17 protein-coding genes are annotated in these 21,470 nt (G+C 56.1%); 6 read left to right on the top strand and 11 right to left on the bottom strand.

All coding sequences use genetic code 11. The features are described from left to right. Nucleotides 1-12: 12 nt before the first annotated feature. The 3 genes from NZ823_12750 to NZ823_12740 form a co-directional block, all read right to left on the bottom strand. Complete coding sequence (locus NZ823_12750) at nucleotides 13-3,306, bottom strand: efflux RND transporter permease subunit (protein ID MCS6805992.1); 3,294 nt, start codon at nucleotides 3,304-3,306, stop codon at nucleotides 13-15. Between the two features lie 60 nt (nucleotides 3,307-3,366). Beyond that, on the bottom strand, nucleotides 3,367-4,563 hold the full coding sequence (locus NZ823_12745; GenBank protein MCS6805991.1) for an efflux RND transporter periplasmic adaptor subunit: 1,197 nt from the start codon (nucleotides 4,561-4,563) through the stop codon (nucleotides 3,367-3,369). Between the two features lie 275 nt (nucleotides 4,564-4,838). Further along, on the bottom strand, nucleotides 4,839-5,267 hold the full coding sequence (locus NZ823_12740) for an arsenate reductase ArsC (GenBank protein ID MCS6805990.1): 429 nt from the start codon (nucleotides 5,265-5,267) through the stop codon (nucleotides 4,839-4,841). Nucleotides 5,268-5,630: 363 nt separating this feature from the next. Here NZ823_12740 and NZ823_12735 point away from each other — a divergent pair, with 363 nt between their 5' ends. Further along, nucleotides 5,631-7,232 (top strand): cohesin domain-containing protein, encoded by a 1,602-nt coding sequence (locus NZ823_12735; protein MCS6805989.1) that lies wholly within the window; start codon nucleotides 5,631-5,633, stop codon nucleotides 7,230-7,232. A 285-nt stretch (nucleotides 7,233-7,517) separates the two neighbouring features. Here NZ823_12735 and ilvD read toward each other — a convergent pair whose 3' ends face one another. The 4 genes from ilvD to ilvB all read right to left on the bottom strand — a co-directional run bounded on the left by ilvD (nucleotide 7,518) and on the right by ilvB (nucleotide 12,585). Beyond that, nucleotides 7,518-9,185, bottom strand: coding sequence for a dihydroxy-acid dehydratase (gene ilvD / locus NZ823_12730; protein ID MCS6805988.1), 1,668 nt, complete (start codon nucleotides 9,183-9,185; stop codon nucleotides 7,518-7,520). A 125-nt stretch (nucleotides 9,186-9,310) separates the two neighbouring features. Then, the gene (ilvC, locus tag NZ823_12725) at nucleotides 9,311-10,336 is read right to left on the bottom strand and encodes a ketol-acid reductoisomerase (protein ID MCS6805987.1); all 1,026 of its coding nucleotides are present in this window, start codon (nucleotides 10,334-10,336) and stop codon (nucleotides 9,311-9,313) included. A 22-nt stretch (nucleotides 10,337-10,358) separates the two neighbouring features. Next, the gene (gene ilvN / locus NZ823_12720; protein ID MCS6805986.1) at nucleotides 10,359-10,853 is read right to left on the bottom strand and encodes an acetolactate synthase small subunit; all 495 of its coding nucleotides are present in this window, start codon (nucleotides 10,851-10,853) and stop codon (nucleotides 10,359-10,361) included. 7 nt (nucleotides 10,854-10,860) lie between these two features. Then, nucleotides 10,861-12,585, bottom strand: a complete 1,725-nt coding sequence (gene ilvB, locus NZ823_12715) for a biosynthetic-type acetolactate synthase large subunit (protein ID MCS6805985.1) — start codon at nucleotides 12,583-12,585, stop codon at nucleotides 10,861-10,863. A gap of 144 nt (nucleotides 12,586-12,729) precedes the next feature. Here ilvB and NZ823_12710 point away from each other — a divergent pair, with 144 nt between their 5' ends. Beyond that, the gene (locus tag NZ823_12710) at nucleotides 12,730-12,930 is read left to right on the top strand and encodes a hypothetical protein (protein MCS6805984.1); all 201 of its coding nucleotides are present in this window, start codon (nucleotides 12,730-12,732) and stop codon (nucleotides 12,928-12,930) included. 317 nt (nucleotides 12,931-13,247) lie between these two features. Beyond that, nucleotides 13,248-13,562, top strand: coding sequence for a hypothetical protein (locus NZ823_12705; GenBank protein ID MCS6805983.1), 315 nt, complete (start codon nucleotides 13,248-13,250; stop codon nucleotides 13,560-13,562). On the opposite strand, the gene NZ823_12700 is transcribed toward NZ823_12705, so the two are convergent. The 4 genes from NZ823_12700 to NZ823_12685 all read right to left on the bottom strand — a co-directional run bounded on the left by NZ823_12700 (nucleotide 13,550) and on the right by NZ823_12685 (nucleotide 18,291). Then, entirely contained in the window at nucleotides 13,550-14,377 is an 828-nt protein-coding gene (locus NZ823_12700; GenBank protein ID MCS6805982.1) for a DUF4058 family protein, read from the bottom strand. The two genes, NZ823_12705 and NZ823_12700, sit on opposite strands and share 13 nt — an antisense overlap. 182 nt (nucleotides 14,378-14,559) lie before the next feature. Next, the gene (locus NZ823_12695) at nucleotides 14,560-14,718 is read right to left on the bottom strand and encodes a hypothetical protein (protein ID MCS6805981.1); all 159 of its coding nucleotides are present in this window, start codon (nucleotides 14,716-14,718) and stop codon (nucleotides 14,560-14,562) included. A 378-nt stretch (nucleotides 14,719-15,096) separates the two neighbouring features. Further along, entirely contained in the window at nucleotides 15,097-17,499 is a 2,403-nt protein-coding gene (lon, locus tag NZ823_12690; GenBank protein MCS6805980.1) for an endopeptidase La, read from the bottom strand. Nucleotides 17,500-17,817: 318 nt separating this feature from the next. Continuing rightward, nucleotides 17,818-18,291, bottom strand: coding sequence for an Hsp20/alpha crystallin family protein (locus tag NZ823_12685; protein MCS6805979.1), 474 nt, complete (start codon nucleotides 18,289-18,291; stop codon nucleotides 17,818-17,820). Nucleotides 18,292-18,670: 379 nt separating this feature from the next. Between NZ823_12685 and htpX the strand changes: the two genes are divergently transcribed. The 3 genes from htpX (at nucleotide 18,671) to NZ823_12670 (ending at nucleotide 21,234) form a co-directional block, all read left to right on the top strand. Next, the gene (htpX, locus tag NZ823_12680; protein ID MCS6805978.1) at nucleotides 18,671-19,534 is read left to right on the top strand and encodes a zinc metalloprotease HtpX; all 864 of its coding nucleotides are present in this window, start codon (nucleotides 18,671-18,673) and stop codon (nucleotides 19,532-19,534) included. 342 nt (nucleotides 19,535-19,876) lie between these two features. Then, nucleotides 19,877-20,131 carry a zf-TFIIB domain-containing protein gene (locus tag NZ823_12675; GenBank protein MCS6805977.1) on the top strand — a complete coding sequence of 85 codons (255 nt, stop codon included), beginning with the start codon at nucleotides 19,877-19,879 and terminating at the stop codon, nucleotides 20,129-20,131. A gap of 47 nt (nucleotides 20,132-20,178) precedes the next feature. Further along, nucleotides 20,179-21,234 carry a TerC family protein gene (locus tag NZ823_12670; GenBank protein MCS6805976.1) on the top strand — a complete coding sequence of 352 codons (1,056 nt, stop codon included), beginning with the start codon at nucleotides 20,179-20,181 and terminating at the stop codon, nucleotides 21,232-21,234. Nucleotides 21,235-21,470: the final 236 nt, after the last annotated feature.

Below are 21,470 nucleotides of genomic sequence, written 5' to 3'. Positions count from 1 at the left end.
GAGCAGCGCGCGCTAGTCACTCCCCTTAGCGGTGAGGCGGGCTGAAGGCTCCTCCACGCTGACCACCGATGAGCGAGTTGCTGGTGTGCGTTTGAGCGCAGGTGTACGATGACGAGCCAACGCAGCGGTCAGCGGTTCCGTCATACGACGCCAGCCGTGCGCCCACGCTTGCCAGCGAGCCGTAGCTCTAATGTCGTCAAACAGTGAATAAGCGACTGGCGTGACAATCAGCGTCAGCAACAACGAGAGCGATTGTCCACCAATGACAACAATAGCAATCGCTCGACGCTCTTCAGCGCCGGGGCCAGAGCCTACGGCCAACGGCAACATGCCAGCGACCAGCGCCAGCGTGGTCATCAAGATCGGTCGAAGCCGGTCGCGGTTGGCTTGCATGATAGCCGTCCACCGGTCCAAACCCTGCTCACGAAGCTGATTCATGTGATCAATCTGCAAGATGGCATTCTTCTTCACCACGCCGAACAGCACTAACATGCCGAGCGCTGAATAGAGATTCAAGGTATTATCCGTCACCCAAAGCGAGAACAAAGCAAACGGCACAGAGACTGGCAACGAAAGCAAAATCGTAAAGGGATGAATCAGGCTCTCGAATTGCGCTGCCAAAATCATGTACATGAAGATGACCGAGAGCAGAAACGCCCAGACAAATTCATTGAAGGTTCGTTCTAATTCTCGACCACGTCCGGAAACGCTGGTGGTATAAGCAGCCGGCAGGTTCATCTCAGCCGCTGCTTGGCGCAACGCAGCCAACCGGTCGGCCAACGCATAACCGGGGCCAACCGAAGCGCGCAAACTCACCTGTCGTTGGCGATCCAGGCGATCAATACGCGAAGCTGTCTGGCTGGGCACGATCCGCACCAGGTTGTCCAGCCGCACCAGCCCGCTGCTTTGACGCGGCACGTACAATCGCGCGATGGTATTCATGTCACGCCGGTCAGCTTCAGAGAGACGCAGTTGAATGTAGTAGTTGTCATTGACCGTTTCATCGCGGAATCGCGATACTTCCGTGTCGCCGCCAACCATCAATCGCAGCGCCAAGGCGATGTCTTCAGTATCTACGCCGAGGTCAGCCGCTCGCGCGCGATCAATTTCGACGCGCAGCTCCGGCTTATCCAGTTTGAGCGTGGTATCAGCATCCACGATGCCACCCAACTGCTGCGACCGCTGGCGAAGCTCGTTGGCGTATGCAGCGAGCATCTGCAGATCAGGGCCGCGAATCACGAAGTCAATTTCAAAATTGCCGCCGCCGATATTGAACGACGGGAAATTACGCACCGATGTGCGCAGATCAGGATATTTCTTCAGTCGGCGACGAATCTCGACCATCACATCGCGTTGCGTGTAATTGCCCTCGAAGGCTTCGAGCGGCCGACCATTCCACAGCCCGCGCCACAGTCGGCCGAGCGAGAACCTCCGCTGTTCATGCGGCGCAATGCGCACATACGCGCCTCCACTATTGACCGAACCAAGAAAACCGCCGCCGGCGGTGGCCAGCACCAATTGCACGCCCGGCGTCTGCAGCAGGTCGGCCTCAATGGCTCGCATGATCTCATTCATGGCGGCGAGGCTTGTGCCTTCCGGGGCGGTGACGTTCACTTCAAATTCGGCTTCGTCCACGTCCGTGGGGACGAACTCCTGTTTGACAGCTTGATACAACGGGATGGATGAAAGGATGACCGCCGCCGCCACACCGGAGACAAGCAACCGATGGCGCATGGAAAACGCCAGAATGCGCTGATACCAACGGTCGAGCCAGGCGTAAAAGCCACGACGCGAAGCCACCACCGTCTCATGCCCCAACGCAGCATCTTCGGTGCGCAACAGTCGCGCGCTCATCATCGGCGTGAGCGTAAATGAAACTAACAAGCTCACCATGACGGCCACTGCTGCGGTGATGCCGAATTGATAGAGAAATCGGCCTGAGATGCTGGACATAAACGAGACCGGCACGAAAATGACCACCAAGCTGAACGTCGTCGCCATGACAGCTAGCCCAATCTCAGCGGTGGCTGCCCGCGCGGCCTCAAACGGCGACATCTTTTTCTCTTCAACCCAACGAAAGATGTTTTCCAGAACAACAATAGCGTCGTCAATCACAATGCCGACCATCAGCACCAGCGCCAGCATGGTGACGCTGTTGAGCGTAAAATCGAGCGCCCACATCATGCCAAACGTGGAGATGACTGAGGTCGGAATGGCGACGCCGGCAATGATCGTTGAGCGCCAACTCCGCATGAACACCAACACGACGAGACAAGCCAGCAAGCTCCCCAGAATCAAGTGCAGATTGATCTCTCGCAGCGCGGCGTAGATGTAGCGCGACTGATCGCGGATGATTTCCAATCTCACATCAGCCGGCAACTGCGCCGCTACTTTGGCCAAGTTTGCCTTGACTGCCTCAATCGTTTCCACCGTGTTAGCGCCTGACTGACGACGAATTTCCAGTGTGACGGTAGGCACGCCATTGAGCCGTGCCAGTGAGCGTTGTTCCTTGGTCCCGTCTTCGGCGTGACCAATATCACGCACGCGAATCGGCGCGCCGTTGATCGTGGCGATGACCAGCTCGTTAAAGGCTTCGGGATCGGCTACCCGACCCATGGTGCGCAGCGCCTGTTCCCACGCGCCGGCCGTCACATTCCCGCCCGGCACGTTGGTGTTTTGGCGGGTAATGGCGCTGCGCACAGCCGTAATAGGAATTTGGTAAGCAGCCAACCGATCAGCGTCAACCCAGATGTTGATAGCACGCTCTAAGCCGCCCACCAATCGCACTTCGCCCACACCGGCGGAGCGCTCCAGTTGCACCTTGACGATCTTGTCGGCTAGCTCGGTTAGTTCACGCAACGGGCGGTCGGCTGATAAGGCAATCGTCAGCACGGGCGCTGAATCACTATTGAACTTGAAAATGATCGGCGGTTCAGCGTTTCTCGGCAACCGGCCAACAGCGGCAGCCACGCGGTCACGCACGTCTTGCGCAGCCACGTCAATATCGCGATCCAAATTAAATACCGCCATCACCATCGAGGTGCCCTGGCCCGATACGGAACGCAACTCGCTGATGCCTTCGACTGTGTTGACCGCCTCTTCAATCACCTGCGAGACTTCCGCTTCAACTTCCTCCGGCGCTGCGCCCGGCAACACGGTGCGCACCGCAACGGTCGGCAAATCCACCGAGGGAAACCGATCTACGCCCAGACGGAAATAACTGGCAGCGCCGACAACCACCAGCCCCAGAATCAACATGGCCGCGAAGACGGGCCGCTTGATGCAAATTTCAGCTAGCTTCTGCATAACGTCTCACTAGAATGGCTGAGGGACTCTGAACAGAGAACGCCGCAGCCCTCGCCACAATCATTCCTGCACACGGACAGGCTGCCCCGATTGCAGATTGCCAGGTTCGACAACAATCACCTCGCCGACACGCAAGCCGGCTGTGATCTCAGTTTGTTCCGCTGTACGTCGCCCGGTCGTTACAGGCTTTTCAACGGCTTTGCCATCCTGCACAGCAATCACTTTTTCAATACCGGCAAACGTGACAATCGCGCTGTTAGGCACGGTCAGAGCCGGCGTCTGGTCTTGGGTGACAATCTGCACGCGAGCGAACGAGCCCGGCCGCAACGTCCCGTTATTCTGCACTTCTGCTTCGACCACCAGCATCCGGTTCTGCTGGATGATCGTCGGACTCAGTCGCTTAATGTAGCCGGTATAAGTCGTCGGATCGCCTTCCACCGTCACGCGCACCAGTTGTCCGATGCGCACGTTGGCTGCGTCGCGCTCCGGCACCTCAGCGCGCAGCCGCAATGGGTTCATGCGCACCAGCGTGACAATCGGCGAGCCGGCCGCCAGATATTCGCCGATGCTGGCGCGACGCTCTTGCACAACGCCGTCGAACGGCGCGATGACGACTGTGTCCTGGAGTTGTTGCCGCGCGATCTCCAACTCTGAACGACGCTGCGCCAGCACCGCCTGACGATTATGAATTTCTTCGACCGCATCCTGATAACGACTGAGCGCGACTTTGTAATTCGCTTCGGCAGCATCCATCTGAGACTGTGCCAGCACGCCTTGTTTGAATAACGTCACAGCGCGGTCGCGATTGGCGGTGGCTTCCTCCAGCAACGCGCGCGCTTGTCTGACCGTGCCGGTTTGTTCAGGGTCCACTGTTTCATCGGGTCCTTCTGGCGGTAGTCCCAGGCGCGTGCGCGCCTGCGCCAACGCCGCTTCGCTGCGTTGCACCTGGAGCTGATAATCGCGCGGCTCAACCTGCGCAATCACTTCTCCACGCCGCACGGCGCTGCCTAGATCAACCGAGATCATACTCAACCGACCTGGCACCTTGACACTGAGCGTCGCCTGATCGTAGGCGGCCAGCGAACCAATTACCGTCAGCGTGCGCTCCAGCTTCGTCTCAGCGACACGCACCGTTCGGACGACTCTGGCCTCCTGTGTGCCGGCCGAAGCCCGATTCTGTTGCGCTGACGCTGGATGATTGCCCTTGCACGCCATGGTCGTTACACACACGCCGGCAAGCAGACTCATCGCCATCATGCGCCAGCATCGAACTGTCCCCAAAAATCGCCCGTCCATAACAAGACCCATCGCTGCCTGCATCACGTCAACATCTATCTCAATTGATTGCCGAAGAATCTTACCGGTTTGAGTGGAAAGAATGCAAGAAAGAGGCGCAGCTTGTCGGCAATCGTCAATGAGGTGTGTGACGCGCGATCAAAGCCTCCTCGATACCGCGATGGCCGACGCCATCCGATTGTCCACGCCTTGCCTCACCCTGATAAACGTGGCCGCTGACGACTCACGAGGCGCGCTTAGGCCGTCTCCTGCGCGGCCACAAATAATCGCAAGCGGGTGGCAATCTCATGACGTACACGACGAAACACACTGAGGCGCTCTTCATCGCTGCCTTGCGCCGCCGCCGGATCATCGAAGCCCCAGTGAATCCGCGTTACGTCGCCGGGAAACGCCGGGCAGGTTTCATTCGCACGGTCGCACACCGTGATGATGAAGTCGAACGGTTCGTTTAGGAATTCGCTAAGCGACTTCGACCGATGATGCGAAATATCAATGCCGATTTCCTTCATGACTTGGATGGCGAACGGATTCACGCCAACGGGGTGGGTGCCGGCGCTGTACACTTCATACGAGTCACCGGCTAGATGTCTCAGTAATCCTTCGGCCATCTGGCTGCGCGCTGAATTGCCGGTACAAAGAAACAGAACTCTTTTTTTGTCAGGCATACAGTTGCTCCTGTCCGGTCATATTTTCACTCTCGACGTGTTACACAGATGTAAAATAGGCGTTGCCTGAATGTTAATTTTTCATCGAGCCATCAAGTTATGCCAGAATGACCCACATTGGCAAGCAATCATTCATCAAAGATAACCGCAGAGCCGGCTCATAGGTCAGAGAGATGATGGCTCTCTGCGGTCTCAGCGTTCCCACGCTTTCGTTTTCACGCTTGGTGTGTGCCGTCGCACATTCGCGATTCTCCGCAAAATGGCCTCTCGATCAAAGACTAGGCAAAATCCGCTCCTCTGTGATACTCTTGCTGTCGCACGTTGAGCCCGGTGAATTTTCACACAACGGAGAGCAGACCGACCATGCGACAGCAACGTTTGATCATAACAAGCTGGGTAAGTTTTTGGCTCATTCTGTTTGGCGCACTCTCACTGCCGCAGTCAACACAAGCCGGCGGTCCGTTGATCGTCACCAAACGCGCCACTCCTTATGCGTGGGATACATCGCGGCCCGTGCCATTCAATCCCGATCAAGGAACTCTAGGGAGACTCTCAAATGAACAAGCCGTGGCGTTAACCGGCGAGTTATTCCAGGTCTGGCAGGACGTGCGAACTGCCAGCATTGAGTTTCAACGAGCGGCTTCGTTGCCAATGGACATCACCGGATCAAACGTGATGCCGTTTCTCAACAACGCGCCGCCGGGCGTCAATCCAATCATCTATGACACGGATGGAAGCGTGATTGATGCACTGATCGGCGCAGGGGCGCGATTGCTGGCGCCGGGGGCTGCTACGCCGCTGCTGGGCAATCCAGAGACTGGCGAAATCCTACAATCAGTGGCCATCCTCAACGGCCTCTTCATTGATGGCGTCAACGAGCTGCTGAGAAACCCCGAGATTCCCCTCTCGCGGTATCGCACCACATTCGTTCACGAATTTGGCCATTTCATCGGCTTGGATCACTCGGCATTGAACACACGCGAGGCGCTAGATAACGACACGACAAACGACACAGCCGTTCCCACCATGTTCCCGCAGCTCGTCAGCGATGAGCAAGCTACGCTTCATCTGGATGACATTGTCGCAGTGTCCGAACTCTATCCGACGCCTGAGTACTTGTGGTCAAAGAGCACGATCCGCGGGCGCGTGCTGTTTCCCGATGGCAGCGGCTTTCAAGGCGCTAACGTCGTGGCGCGAAATATCAACGATCCGTTGAACACGGCCGTCTCCTGTGTTTCCGGGTTCCTGCATACAGGGACCAAACGGGGCCCGGATTTCGGCTCAGACGATCCGGCGTTGCGCGGATATTACGAATTGAATGGATTGCCTCCTGGCACCTACACCATTGAGATTTCACCGATCAATCCACAGTTTCGCGGCGGCTCCAGCGTCGGACCGTTGAGTCCGCCAGCCGCGCTGCCCGAAACGCAGTTTTACGTCGCGCCGGCGCAACCGGCCAGCGCCAATCCCAGCGAAGGGGCACGCTTGCATGTGTTGCCGTCCAGCGTCACCGACGGCGTTGATATTGCCATCAACGCGCGCATGTTGAGCCTAACTCGCGTCCAAGGTCGGCCAGGCACGATCGTTGAAGTTCCTGTCTTGATTACCGACGCCAGTGAAATCAGTTGGCTCGCCTTTAACGTGACGTACGATCCGCAAACGCTCAGTGTGCTCGACAGCGGCGCCGTCAGCCGCGGCCCTGTGGTTCCGAATAATTTCACGGTCACGGCGCTGAAGCTGAGCAGCAATCAGGTGACGGTTACCATTACGCCGCCGTTGACCAATTTGAGAGCCACACTGAACAGCTTCTCCGGCGTGTTGGTGCATGTCCGGTTTAGGATTTTGCCACAGGCGCGGCCAGGCACAATCAGTCTCCTGGAAATCAGCGATGTGGTGGCGCTCAAATCAAACGGGGACTTGATGCGGTTGCTGCCTCAAGCAGGGGCAGTGGTCGTGATTCCTTGACCAGAGCATCAGTAGCAGCAAATCGTTCAGCCGCCTGCCAGAGCGTTGGCGCATACCGTGGCATGCCACCACCTGGCCATAGGTGGGTAGCTAAACGTGCAACGTCTCGAATCGTTAGCTGAGTGCACCGCGCGTTGGATGTCCCTGTCGCCGCAGCAACGCCTAGAGATGATGAGAATGGAGCACAGGCGAGAACGCCTGTGCTCCATTCTCATTCTTCGGCGTACATAGCGGGTGATTTCCTCTCCGCCAATGAGTGCCGAATGAGCCTCTCATGCCAATCCGTCATCCGGTGACTGCCCCACGCGACGCTGATGAGACCAGCCGAGCATACTTGGCCATGACACCGCTCAGGTAGCGTGGCGGCGGCGGTGACCATTGGGCCAATCGGGCTCCGATTTCTTGATCGGACAGCTCGACGTCCAGCCGTCGCTCGTTCACATCAAAGACGATGATGTCGCCGTCGCGCAATGCGGCGATCGGTCCACCCACGGCCGCTTCGGGCGCGACGTGTCCTGCCATCAACCCGTGCGTCGCGCCGGAGAATCGGCCATCGGTGAGCAAGGCTACGGAGCCACCCAATCCCGCGCCTTGAAGAGCGCCGGTCACGGCGAGCATCTCACGCATGCCGGGTCCGCCCTTGGGGCCTTCGTAGCGGATGACAACTACGTCACCGGGATTGATCTGACCACGTTGCACAGCAGCGAACGCATCCTCTTCTCTGTCGAAAACACGCGCCGGACCGCGATGACTCAACTTCTCTTTGCCGGCAATTTTCACCACGCATCCTTCTGGCGCCAGATTCCCTTTCAAGATCACCAGGCCGCCACTGGGCGAAAGCGGATCAGAGAGCGGACGAATGACCATTTGCCCAGGCGTTTCTTGCGCAGCGCGCGCTTCTTCGCCGATTGTGCGGCCGGTCACGGTCAGTTCCTGTTCATGCAGCAGCCCTGCTTCAAGCAACCGCTTGGCAATGACACCAATCCCACCGGCCTGATATACGTCCGTGGCAACGTATCGGCCTGATGGCTTCAAATCGGCCAGCAATGGCGTCCGCCGGCTGATCACGTCAAAATCATCAATGGCTAATTCAATGTCTGATTCGTGCGCCAGCGCCAGAATGTGCAATACGGCATTGGTCGAACCGCCCGTGGCCGCCACCGCAGCGATAGCATTCTCAATGGAGTTGCGCGTGATGATCTGACTGGGGCGAATATTACGACGCAATAACTCCATCACCATCTGTCCGCACTGAAAGGCCACGTCGTCTTTGCGCGGGTCTTCAGCCGGCACCATGGCGCTGCCCATCGGCGAGATGCCCATCACTTCAAACACAGTGGCCATCGTGTTAGCTGTAAACTGGCCGCCGCAAGCGCCAGCGCCGGGGCATGCCTGTGCTTCAAGCTCATTCAATTCAGCGGGCGTCATCCGACCTGCTGCGCATGCGCCGACAGCTTCAAATACGTCTTGAATGGTAACGTCCCGCCCTTGAAACCGGCCCGGATAGATCGAACCTCCGTACAACATCAATCCAGGCAGATCAAGCCGGCGCAGCGCCATGACTGTTCCGGGAATCGTCTTATCGCAACCGGAGATGACGACCATCGCGTCAAAGAGGTGACCGCGCGCCACCAGCTCAATCGAATCAGCAACAACCTCGCGACTGACCAGCGAGGCTTTCATGCCTTCCGTGCCCATCGCGATGCCGTCAGAAATAGCAATCGTGTTGTACTCGACGGGCGTGCCGCCGGCCGCGCGAATGCCTTCCTTGACCTTTTCAGCGAGACGACGATGGTTGTAATTACACGGCATGATCTCGATCCAACAATGCGCAACACCAATCAGGGGTCGGCTGAGGTCCTCATCGGTGTATCCGACTGCTTTCATCATGGCGCGCGCCGGCGCGCGGGCAAGCCCTTCGACTAAAACGCGACTCCGTTCATTCAGTGCCACTGCTTCTCTCCGTTCAAAATGGCATGGGGACCAAAAACAACCAACGGATCAACACCGATCAACGCGCTGCAAGTCTTCTTCCCCGCAGCGTGGTTACCAGCGTTCAACCGTCCGTCCTGCCGACATCAATCAGCCGAGGTGGTCTGCGCTTTCGGCTTGGCGTTCTTCAACCAACCCATCATCCGACGCAGGTTCTGGCCGACTTGCTCAATCGGATGCTCGGCTTCTTGCCGACGATACGCATTGAAACTAGGTCGCCCAGCCTGATTCTCCAAAATCCATTCGCGGGCAAACGCGCCAGTTTGAATTTCACGGAGAATCTTCTGCATCTCAGCTCGAACCTGTTCGTTGATGACGCGAGGGCCACGCGAATAATCGCCATATTCCGCCGTGTCGCTGATGGAATATCGCATGTAGCTCAATCCACCTTCGTGGATCAAATCTACAATCAACTTCAGCTCGTGCAAGCACTCGAAATAGGCGACCTCGGGTTGATAGCCAGCCTGCACTAATGTTTCAAAGCCGGCTTTGATTAGCGCCGAGATGCCTCCACATAACACGGTCTGCTCGCCGAACAAATCGGTTTCCGTTTCCTCTTTGAAGGTCGTTTCAATCACGCCGGCCTTGGTGCAGCCGATGCCACGCGCATACGCCAACGCATCGGCTTTGGCATGACCGCTGAAATCCTGATGGATGGCCAGCAACGCTGGCACACCGACACCTTCAGTGAACAGCTCGCGCATGCGATGGCCGGGCGCTTTCGGCGCAATCATCGAGACATCCACATGCGGTGGCGGCACGATTTGACTGAAATGGATGTTGAACCCGTGCGCGAACATCAGCGTTTTGCCAGCCGCCAGATTGGCTTGAATGCTGTCTTCGTAAATCTGCCGCTGCGTCTGATCAGGTACGAGCATCATGATGATGTCAGCCTGAGCAGCGGCTTCTGCCGCTGTTGCCACATTCAAGCCATCTGCTTGAGCTTTCGACCAAGACCGACTGCCCGGATATAAGCCAACGATCACAGCAACGCCGCTGTCGCGTAGATTCAAGGCGTGCGCGTGCCCTTGACTCCCATACCCGATGATGGCAACCGTCTTCTTTTGCAAGCGAGAAAGATCCGCATCATGTTCATAGTAAACATTGGCCATAGTGGTTTCTCCTGGCGAAATCCTAAATTGCATGTCCCTGACGACTGTCGCGGGCCATGGCGACCGCGCCGGTGCGGGCGACTTCTTGAATCTCGTACTTTTGGAATAATCGAATGAAGGCCTCAATCTTGCCCGTATCGCCGGTCACTTCAAAAATGTAAGCATCTATGCCGGCGTGAATGACACGAGCGCGGAACAGCTCTGCTTCTTTCAGTATTTCCACCCGCTGGGCTTGATCGGCTTTGACCTTGAGCAAGGCTAGCTCGCGCGCCACGCTGTGGCCATTGGACAGATCGGCTACGCTCACGACATCCACCAGCTTATCGAGCAACTTCAACAGTTGTTGAAACGCCTTCGGTTCTAGATCGGTGACCAGCGTGATGTGTGACAGCGTCGGGTCTTCCGTCTGCGCCACACTCAAACTGTCAATGTTATAACCACGTGCGCTGAACAATCCGGCAATGCGAGCCAGCACACCGAATTTGTTTTCCACTAACAGAGAAATTGTTTGACTCATAACCGACTCAACTCATGTGAACAACTTTCGGAGATTTATACTCGCCCACGATCATTTCATGAATGGCGCCTCCAGGCGGAATCATTGGGTAGACATTCTCCTCTTGCGCCACGCGCACATCAACGAGCACGGGGCCTGGCAAGTCCATCGCTTCGCGCAAGGCCGAAGCCAGCGCCGCCGGTTTCGTCACTGTCATGCCGACGATGCCAAATGCCTCGGCTAGCTTGGCGAAATCCGGCGACAAACTCAAATCAACAGCCGAATAGCGCCGCTCAAAGAAAATCTCCTGCCACTGCCGCACCATGCCTAAAAAAGCATTGTTCATGATAATGACCTTCACCGGCAGGCGATGCTCAGCCGCCGTGGCCAGCTCCTGCATCGTCATCTGGAACCCGCCATCCCCGACAATCGCCACTACCTGTCGGTCAGGATAGGCCATCTGCGCGCCAATGGCTGCCGGAAAACCAAAGCCCATCGTGCCAAGTCCGCCAGACGAGAGCCATGTGCGCGGCTGCGTGAACCGATAATACTGAGCAGCCCACATCTGATGTTGTCCCACATCGGTGGCGATGATCGCCGCCGAGTCCGTCACGTTGGAAAGCTCTTCCATCAACCGCTGCGGCTTAATCACTTCGTCTGAATCGTCGTAACAGAGCGGATACTGCTCCTTCCATTGATCAATTTGCGCATGCCAGGCGCGACGCTCCGCTTGCCACTCTTCAGTCGTCTTGGCGCACTGTTCCACGAGCAGTTGATTCAACTGCCGCAGCACAGTCTTGGCGTCACCAATGATCGGGACATGGACTTGCACATTCTTGTTGATTTCCGACGGGTCAATATCAATGTGAATGAATTTGGCATTCGGGCAAAACGCAGCCAGCCGGCCCGTCACACGGTCATCAAAGCGCACGCCAACAGCCAAAATCACATCAGCATGACTCATAGACGTGTTGGCATACCATGTGCCGTGCATGCCGAGCATACCGAGTGAGAGCCGGTGCGCGCTGGGGAAGCAACCCATCCCCAGCAACGTTGTGGTTACAGGCGCTTGGAGCAACTCAGCGGTCTCCACCAGCTCTGCTGATCCGCCTGAACTAATCACACCGCCGCCAGCGTAGATCACCGGTCGCTTGGCTTCCATCAACAATTGGGCCGCTTTCTCCACCTGCGCCCAGTCGCCTTCCGATGGCGGATGATAGCCGCGCAGATTGACTGTCTTGGGATAGTCAAACTCGGTCTCGGCCAGCAACACATCTTTCGGCATGTCCACGAGCACCGGACCAGGACGGCCCGTGGCGGCCACATAGAAGGCCTCTTTAATCGTGCGCGCCAGGTCTTCAACGCGACGCACCAAATAACTATGCTTGGTGCATGGCCGCGTGATACCGACGATGTCCGCTTCCTGAAACGCATCGCTGCCGATCAGGTGGGTCGGCACATTCCCAGTGAATACAACAATCGGAATCGAATCCATCTGCGCCGTCGCGATGCCTGTGACTAAATTGGTCGCCCCAGGACCCGACGTCCCGATGCAGACACCGACTTTGCCCGACGCGCGCGCATAGCCATCAGCCGCATGCGCAGCGGCTTGCTCATGCCGCATCAAGATATGCCGAATCGGAGCATCGTAGAGGCAATCATAAATCGAAAGCACAACGCCACCCGGATGACCAAAGATGACCTCGACGTTCTCCTGCAATAAACATTGGACAAATATCTCAGCTCCTTTCATAACCTGTTCTCATCTCCGTTCAACATCTATGACCCATCGCGTGTTTCCTTTGGCTCCATTCAATAAAAAAGGCCATCATCCACTTTGTTCGGATCATGGCCTCCTGTCAGATACTGATCCAGGATGCGCCATCATCCGCTGTTGATGAGGCCTACAATAATTACGGCTAGCCCGTTAATCTTCATCGAGCATGCGCTAGCAATCCACCACCAGATTGATCGGAGCGGCTGGTTCGATCTTGGACGACAGACGTGCCAACTGCGTGTCACCGACGGCTCCGTCTTGTTCAATCGCTTGCACATTTCGCTAGCAGTGTACCAAGAACGCATGAGTTTGTACAATTGATTGTTTTTTGCCTCCAATTAGTTCCGTTTATTATCGAGGATGCCGACCGCCTGAGCGAAAGAGCGTCAACTCTCAGCCAAGGCCGCCTCTGGCCGATGACTCGTCCGTCCCGCAGTTGCCCTATTCAAAACAAGGCTGCCCTATTAAGATGGCCGACCGTTCATTCGCATTTGATCTGCTAAGTAGGTTGACAAAAGTTCCGGGACATTTTGAGGGGACGGGTTGGGGGGACGGGACGTTTTGGAGTGCGGTGACGTGTCACCGCTTTCCGGCCAAACCTGCGACAAGTCGCAACACTCCAAAAACGCCACGAACTTTTGTCACGTTACATTGGAGGCAAGGCGGGCGAACCAGCCGGCAGCCCCTCCAATCCGCGCGGATTGCCCGCTGGTGAGAATCTGGCGGAGATTGCCTTTGATGTTTACCGCATGCTAGAAACGCAAAAGGACGCGCCGCAAGAGTCGCCTGTGTATGTCAAGCTCTTTCAGGAAGCGTTCCCGGAAGAAGCCGCACGATTCGCTCGGTCGGGCAATCTTGATGATCTGATCAACGACGACACGATTGGGCGCGCGGCGGCCACATTCTTACGGACGGTGGTGACCCACAACACGCTCTGTGGTTACGAGGTCTGACGTTCGGCAGGGCGCTGGGGCGACCTGAAGGCGCGAACCCGCTCGGCTACCCACGCGGCCTCTTCATCACTAAGCGGCGGGGGTGGAGGCGGAGCCGAGTAATCCAACAGGCGTTCGTACCCGACCAGATCGAAACAGGCCGTGACCGCCTGTTGCAAATCCAGTGGAACGTCCGGATCGGGCGGCAACAGCGGAACAGGCACAGCGGGCAACGGCTCACGCAGCGACAGCGGCCAGACCTGCGTCCAAGGCCGACGCTGCCATCGAGTCAGAAAAACGTAATACGGGGCCGGCGGCAACTGGCCCAACAAGGGCAACCGCTGGCCCTGCCGCAGCAAATCTATTTCCAGCAGGTGCGTCTTCGTTTGCAGCACTTCCGTGCGCCGATCCACATACTCGCGCCAGCCCTCCCCGCGCTTGTTCACCGGCGAGAGGATTTCGATGAGCGTGACTAACCGACGCTGGGCGACGTCGCGAATCTCGATGCTCAGCAAGGGGACTTCTTCCATCATGGGACTGGCCAATTCCACGGCCGGCTCAGCTACCGCCACACCCGCGCGGCTCGCCAGTGGCATCGTGGCTGTGCTCGGCGGTGCAGCCACATGAACATCGGGATAAATCACGCGCTCCGGCGGTAATCCAACAATACCGATGTCGGCTCGGTCCAGCACAAAACGTTTGGCCAGCAGAGCCACATACTTGGGCGTCAAGAGCGGTAGCAGTTGAGCGCGAATGGCACCGGCTAGCGTTTCATGAAATTCCTGCCACATCTCGCCTTCAAGATAAGGGTCCATGCCGGGAAACGGTGATGGCATCGTCTCCTCCTTTCACACCGAATTGTTCCGCAACTCGCTTCATGGCTTGATACTACTATGCTCGGTAGGTTGGGGCAAGAGCGAACCGGAATGATGAACGATGAATGATGAATGCGGAACAATAGATGCAAAGGTCCACAGTGTCGTGACCAGTTCATCATTCATCATTCTACCTTCATCGTTCACTTCATCGGCGCCCGCAGCGTCACGCTCGTCCCCTGGCCATCAGGTGAGCGGATGTCCAACCCGCCGCCGAGTTTCTTGGCCCGTTGGCGCATGCTGAGTAGACCTTGACGCTCACACTCGTGGGTCAGGTCAAGCCCCTTCCCATTGTCACTCATCTTCAACACCAACCGGTCACTCTCGATCCGAAACTCAATCTCGGCCTCCTACCAATTAGCCCGCGAAAGGGCGCACTTCACGAAGGACAGAAAACGGTAGGACATGAACTTACCGGGGCCATCCGCGGTTTCCAATCCGCAATTGGTATAACATGAATAAAACCGCCAAGAATGCCACGATCAATGACACTCGTGGTCATTCTTGGTCGGCTGAGGATTTGTCAGCAATGGCATTAAGTTGTGGGGTTGGATGGAACGCCGATGAGACGGATGCGGCCGATTTTTTTCACGGATTAATCCGTGTTGATCAGCCGAATCCGTGTCATCCGCGTTCCATGAGCTTCTTAATTAAATGCCATTGTGATTTGTGGGGGGCCGTTACGCCAGCGGTCTGGTGTGCGACGTGTCCGGCCCTTCGGGAAGATGGGTCAACGGGCGTCGTTCCAATCCTGGAATCGCGACTGCCAGGACGTCTTCGATTCGTTCAACAAAAATGAATTCCATCTCTTGACGCACTTCATCGGGCAAGTCGCGCATGTCTTTCTCATTTTCTTTCGGCAGGATGACGCGGCTGATGCCGGCACGCCGGGCAGCTAAGACTTTCTCTTTCACGCCGCCAACCGGCAACACCAAGCCGGTGAGCGTGATTTCGCCGGTCATCGCAATATCACTCCGCGCCGGGCACTTCGTATAAAGCGAGGCCAACGCCGTCGCCATCGTGATGCCGGCTGATGGCCCATCCTTGGGGATAGCGCCTGCTGGAACGTGAATATGGACGCCCGACTTCCGGAAGACCTGACGGTCAATGCCAAATTCGTCAGCGTGCGACCAGATGTAACTTTGCGCTGCCTGAGCCGATTCCTTCATCACATCGCCAAGTTGTCCCGTCAGCGTCAAGCCGCGACCATCGGGCAGTTGCGTCGCCTCAACGTACAATACATCACCGCCTGTTTCCGTCCAAGCTAAGCCCGTAGCAACGCCGGGCGGCAACTGCTTGCGCATCTGTTCAGGCGAAAATCGCGCCGGGCCCAGCATCTCGGCCAAATCAGAGACGTGAACGACAACCGGCTCCGTTGCGCCCTCGGCAAAACGCAACGCTACTTTGCGCATCAATCGGCCAATCATACGCTCCAGTTGTCGCACGCCCGCTTCGCGCGTGTAACGCGAAATCACATAGCGTAACGCATCACGCTCGATTGAACATTGCTGATCGCTTAATCCGGCTTGCTTCAATTGTCGAGGAATCAAGTACCGTGTGGCAATTTCGATCTTCTCTTCCTCGCTATAGCCCGATAACTGGATGATCTCCATTCGATCGAGCAACGGTTGAGGAATCGTGCTGAGCGTGTTCGCCGTCGTGATGAAAAACACCTTGGATAAATCAAACGGGAGGTCCAGATAATTGTCGCGAAATTCCTTGTTCTGTTCAGGGTCTAGAATCTCCAACAGCGCTGCCGCCGGATCGCCGCGGAAATCGCGACCGATTTTATCAACCTCGTCGAGCATGAGCACCGGATTGTTGACACCGGCGCGACGCAACGCTTGAATTAACCGTCCGGGCATAGCGCCAATGTAGGTGCGACGATGCCCGCGCAGCTCCGCCTCATCGTGCATGCCACCCAGACTTGATCGTTCAAACTTGCGTCCGAGCGCCCGCGCGATGGATTGACCAAGCGATGTCTTTCCTACACCGGGCGGCCCAACGAAACAGAGAATGGGGGCTTTGGCATCGGGATTGAGCTTGAGCACGCCCAGATGTTCCAGAATCCGCTCCTTGACCTCTTTCAATCCGAAATGGTCTTCGTCTAACACCTGTCGCGCGCGCGCAATGTCAATCAGCTCATCCGTCCCCCTGCGCCAGGGAAGCTCCACCACCAAGTCTAAATAGGTGCGAATCACACTGTATTCGGGGGAGGCCATCGGCAATTTTTCCAGCCGCTTCAGCTCCCGCTCAGCCTCCTTGCGAACTTCGTCAGGAAGATCGGTCTCCGCGATGCGCTGGCGCAGCATTTCGATCTCTGCCTGTTCGGAATCTTTCTCGCCCAATTCTTCCTGAATAGCGCGCAGTTGTTGGCGAAGCATGTACTCGCGCTGTTGTTTGCTGATTTCGCTCTGCGCTTGATTGGTAATTTGCTGGCGCAGTTCGAGTACCTGCACCTCATGAGCGAGGTAAGAATGCACCAGACGCAGCGCCTCGGCTCGTGTTGGGGCTTCCAGGATGCGTTGCTCCTTATCCAAATCCAGATTCAGAATCGAGCCGATGAAATAAACAAGTTGCAATGGGTCCTTTGTCGTGGCCAGCACCTGAGCCAGATCAAACGGTACCTGCGGCTGGATCAACCCCAAAGCTTGATTGACCAAATCAAGAACGGCACGATAAAGCGCCTCTACCTCTGGGCTGCTGTCTGTTGGTAACGGCAGTGGTTGAATACGCGCCTGCAAATAAGGTTCGGTTTGGACAACTCGTAAGACGACCACTCGTTCGATTCCCTGGGCAATCACTTGCACAAGGTTCTCTGCTGAGCGAGAGAACCGTTTGATGATCGCCTTTGTGCCAATTGTGTAGAGGTCGTCCTGCGTCGGCGTTTCGATGGATGCATCACGCTGCGCCACCACGACGATTTCTTTCTCTTCACTTTGTAGCGCCGCTTCGACCGCCGCCAGCGAGGCCGGCCGACCCACAGCAAGCGGAAGGCCTAAATACGGGAAAAGCACCGTATTTTTCACCGGCAGCACAGGCAGAACTTCTAGTTGCTCTTGCAGAGATTCCGAATCGTTCATGATCTCTCCTTGGACACGAATGAACGAAGAACGAGATTGACCGTGGGCATGGCCTGATCCGTTGAGCGAACTTGTCCGTGTCCATCCATGTCCATTATTGGCTTGCCCATCTGTTCACAAACAACTAGTGCGTCAAACCGATTGCTGAGTACTCGATACGGATGCGGAATGGGGAACAACTGCTGAGTCAAACCGCATGCCAGCCAGCAGCTCTCCCCTCGATTAACCATTCAACCTCATCTATTATCCTGGGCGAGCACAGCGCCAACCACCACGACGGCACGAGGGTCGCTGTGCTCGCTTCCAGGCCGCTGTGTTTCAACCGACCTTGACTTCGATCTCTCGCGGTTTGGCCTCTTCCCGCTTGGGCAACACAATGTGTAGGACGCCATCCTTGAACTCAGCATTGATCTTTTCTGTGTCAACATTGGTGGGAAGCGTGAAGCTGCGCACAAATGAGCCATACGCCCGCTCAATACGATGATAGTTCTCACGCTTGTCTTCGTGAGCCAGCTTCCGCTCACCTTGGATTGTCAGCGTATTATTCTCCAGCTTCACCGAGACATCCTGCTTGCTCAGGCCGGGAAGCTCCGCTTCAATGACCAACGCTTCCGGCTGCTCATAAATATCAACCGACGGCGACCATGTGTGCATCTTCAATCCAGACGGTTCAGCCGACGGGAAGATTTCATCAAACATGCGATTGATCCTCTGTTGCAACGTGACCAAATCGCGAAATGGATCGAATGTGGTCAGTTCTCGAATCGGATCATATCGTCGTGCCAGAATCATTGTCTTATCCTCCTACATTACTAGATTTCTGACCCGACCGAGTTGTTCCTCTATCGAGTCAGGCAATTTTTTATTGCGACAATATAATAAAATCTTAGTATGAGTTTGTCAAGTTTTCTTCAAAAATTTTTTCATAAATAAAAATCCACCCGTATAAACTGTTGACACCAGCCAACTACATTCATAAAATGACTGTTCTTAAAAACGCAGAAAAGGGGAGTAGATCACCCCGAGGGGTTTGGTTAGATCGTCAACACGGTTGCTTGACATAGGGCAACCCGGTCAACCAACCAAGCTCGAATGAGCTAAGGGATCAAGACCTTTTGTGGCAGAAGCTACAAAAGGTCTTTTTTATGGCTATCAATGAAGGAGCTTGACTATGAACAGATTCAAAACTGTAGCTTTGCTAGCGACCCTCACAGCCTTGTTGTTGTGGGGTGGTCAGGCGTTGGGTGGACAAAGCGGGCTGATGATTGCCCTGGGGCTGGCACTGGTCATGAACTTCAGCGCCTACTGGTTTTCCGATAAGATTGTGCTACGCATGTACGGCGCGCAGCCGGTCACCGAAGCAGACGCACCAGAGTTATACGCGATCGTGCGGGAGCTTGCCATTCGTGGCGGGCTGCCTATGCCAAAGGTTTATATCATCCCAGAAGCCACGCCCAATGCATTTGCTACGGGACGCAACCCACAGCACGCAGCGGTGGCTGTCACAGAAGGGCTGTTGCAGTTGCTCAATCGGGATGAGTTAGCTGGCGTCCTTGCTCACGAATTGGGACATGTTAAAAACCGCGATACACTGGTGATGACGGTTGCTGCCACCATTGCGGGCGCGTTGAGCATGCTGGCGGAGATGGCTATGTGGCGCTCTCTTTTGGGTGGCTCATCCAGCGACGAAGAGGAGAGCCATCCGGCAGCCGGCTTGTTAGGCGTGATCGTAGCGCCGATCGCAGCAGTACTGATTCAGGCAGCCATCTCTCGTTCACGCGAGTTTATGGCAGATGAAGCGGGCGCCCGGCTGACAGGTCGTCCTCTGGCGCTGGCTAGTGCCTTACGCAAGATTGAAGCATGGAGCCGACAAGTGCCCATGACCAGCGGCACGCCAGCCACTGCGCACATGTTCATCATCAATCCGTTTTCTGGTGGAGGCATGCTGCGGCTGTTCAGCACGCATCCGGCCACCGAGGAACGGATCAGACGATTGGAAGCCATGGCTCGCACAGGGATGGCGGCCAGCTTCTGAAGCAAGACGATGTGACGAAGTAAGACGATGTGATGGTTGAGCGAGATTCGCCAACGAGGAGTTTTTCGCTTTGAAAACGATGCACCACCTCGGAGGCGACCGGACCGGCTGCGAGGATTCATCAATGAGTTTTTGGGTCTAATGGCGACGGAGGTGACTGGCGCTTTGATGCGGCCTCAAAGAACGCTACTGGCTGTGAGGACCATAAGGCCAGTGTGAGCCGATCACCCAGTCCCTCCCGTTCGTTATGCGTGGCGATGTCGCGGGGCGTGATCGGTAGCTAGCATCGTGGATGCTGATGAGTCAATAGCGGCCGGGTCTAACTAATATGGAGGTGAGCTGATGAATTGTCCGGTATGTCAACATGTAGAACTGAGAATGTCCGAACGGCAGGGCGTAGAGATTGACTACTGTCCTCAATGTCGCGGTGTGTGGTTGGACCGCGGTGAACTGGATAAGATTCTGGAGCGCGCAGCAGCCGAACAACAGGCGCTGGTGGAGCGGTGGTCAGCGCCGTCAAACTACGAGCCACCGCGCGGGTATGAGCCCTACAAGTACAAACGCCGCAAATCATTCCTCGAAGAGCTGTTCGACTGAGAGGTCATCACACTAGCCTGCACCATCGCTTTCAAAGCATGCCCGGCATGGCGACCATTTACCTTTTTCCATTTGCAGAGTATTGGTGGTTTTATGCTGCCTTCACTGGCTTCGTATTATTTCTATTGGCGCTTGACCTAGGTGTCTTTCATCGTCATGCACATGTTGTCTCGTTCCGTGAGGCTGCCGCATGGAGCGCCGTCTGGGTAACGCTGGCGCTCGTCTTTAATTACGCGCTCTATCGCTTCGCGCTCTGGAAGTTCCCTCGTGATCCGCGCCTGAGCGCGATTGCCGGGTTTGATCCAGCAGCAGCAGCTCAACAGGTTGGATTAGAGTTCTTAGCAGGCTACCTCGTCGAGAAATCACTGGCTGTTGACAACATTTTCGTCTTTGTAGTGGTCTTCAACTATTTTGCCGTTCCAGCGATCTATCAACATCGCGTTTTGTACTACGGCATCCTAGGTGCGCTCGTCTTCCGAGCTATTTTCATCACCATGGGTGCAGCGTTGATGCGGTACCATTGGGTGTTGCTCTTCTTCGGCGCATTTTTGATATTCACTGGCATTAAGATGATCTTTGCGCCAGAAACGAAAGTGGAACCGGAGAAGAACAGCTTGATTCGATTATTCCGGCGCTATGTGCCGGTCACACCTCAATTGCACGGCCAACGATTCTTTGTCCGCGTCAATGGTCTGTGGCAGGCGACGCCGTTGTTGGTAGCACTGTTGTTCATCGAGATGTCGGACATTGCTTTTGCGATTGATTCCGTGCCGGCCATCTTTGCGTTGACTCATGAGCCAATGATTGTTTTCACCTCAAACATTCTTGCCATTCTTGGTCTGCGTGCTATGTACTTTATGCTGGCGGGCGCGGTGGACAAGTTTCACATGCTCAAGTACGGATTGGCGCTCGTGTTAATATTCGTCGGATTAAAGATGGTATGGCTCAACGATCTATACGGCGGCAAGTTTCCTATTGGGCTATCACTCGGCATTATTGCGACTGTGATTACTGTTTCGATCACTCTCTCGTTGGTATTTCCTAAGAAACGACCATCAACTGAGTCTCCACATGCAGCGACTCATCCGGCTGATGTTCCATAAGCTTCTCTGTGGGCAGTGCACTCTGCTCGTATCAACGTGGGGGCGGGCGTGGATGGTGACGCGAAGTCCTCTAGCGCGGATCACCGAGCTGCGGCGCGATAAAACCCGATAGCATCCGGCCACAAACGGGCATCTATCCAAGCGCACGTGGCGCGATCAATCCGGGCGGCAACGTGGGCGCTATGCTGCCAGCAAGCAGACAAAGAAGCGCCGTTGCGCGCCATCCGCGCGAGGAC

The organism is Blastocatellia bacterium (genome assembly GCA_025054955.1).
In the GTDB taxonomy this organism is placed as follows: domain Bacteria; phylum Acidobacteriota; class Blastocatellia; order HR10; family J050; genus JANWZE01.
The sequence above is the reverse complement of the archived record's forward strand: the minus strand, read 5'-3'. Positions and strand labels throughout refer to the sequence as shown.

Excerpts from the sequence above, each read along its gene's own strand:
- ilvB (MCS6805985.1), bottom strand. The coding sequence starts at position 12,585 with ATGAAAGGAGCTGAGATATTTGTCCAATGTTTATTGCAGGAGAACGTC.
- NZ823_12685 (MCS6805979.1), bottom strand. The coding sequence starts at position 18,291 with ATGATTCTGGCACGACGATATGATCCGATTCGAGAACTGACCACATTC.
- htpX (MCS6805978.1), top strand. The coding sequence starts at position 18,671 with ATGAACAGATTCAAAACTGTAGCTTTGCTAGCGACCCTCACAGCCTTG.
- NZ823_12740 (MCS6805990.1), bottom strand. The coding sequence starts at position 5,267 with ATGCCTGACAAAAAAAGAGTTCTGTTTCTTTGTACCGGCAATTCAGCG.
- NZ823_12735 (MCS6805989.1), top strand. The coding sequence starts at position 5,631 with ATGCGACAGCAACGTTTGATCATAACAAGCTGGGTAAGTTTTTGGCTC.
- NZ823_12745 (MCS6805991.1), bottom strand. The coding sequence starts at position 4,563 with ATGATGGCGATGAGTCTGCTTGCCGGCGTGTGTGTAACGACCATGGCG.
- NZ823_12670 (MCS6805976.1), top strand. The coding sequence starts at position 20,179 with ATGGCGACCATTTACCTTTTTCCATTTGCAGAGTATTGGTGGTTTTAT.
- lon (MCS6805980.1), bottom strand. The coding sequence starts at position 17,499 with ATGAACGATTCGGAATCTCTGCAAGAGCAACTAGAAGTTCTGCCTGTG.
- ilvN (MCS6805986.1), bottom strand. The coding sequence starts at position 10,853 with ATGAGTCAAACAATTTCTCTGTTAGTGGAAAACAAATTCGGTGTGCTG.
- NZ823_12695 (MCS6805981.1), bottom strand. The coding sequence starts at position 14,718 with ATGAGTGACAATGGGAAGGGGCTTGACCTGACCCACGAGTGTGAGCGT.
- ilvC (MCS6805987.1), bottom strand. The coding sequence starts at position 10,336 with ATGGCCAATGTTTACTATGAACATGATGCGGATCTTTCTCGCTTGCAA.
- NZ823_12700 (MCS6805982.1), bottom strand. The coding sequence starts at position 14,377 with ATGCCATCACCGTTTCCCGGCATGGACCCTTATCTTGAAGGCGAGATG.
- NZ823_12675 (MCS6805977.1), top strand. The coding sequence starts at position 19,877 with ATGAATTGTCCGGTATGTCAACATGTAGAACTGAGAATGTCCGAACGG.
- NZ823_12710 (MCS6805984.1), top strand. The coding sequence starts at position 12,730 with ATGAGGCCTACAATAATTACGGCTAGCCCGTTAATCTTCATCGAGCAT.
- NZ823_12750 (MCS6805992.1), bottom strand. The coding sequence starts at position 3,306 with ATGCAGAAGCTAGCTGAAATTTGCATCAAGCGGCCCGTCTTCGCGGCC.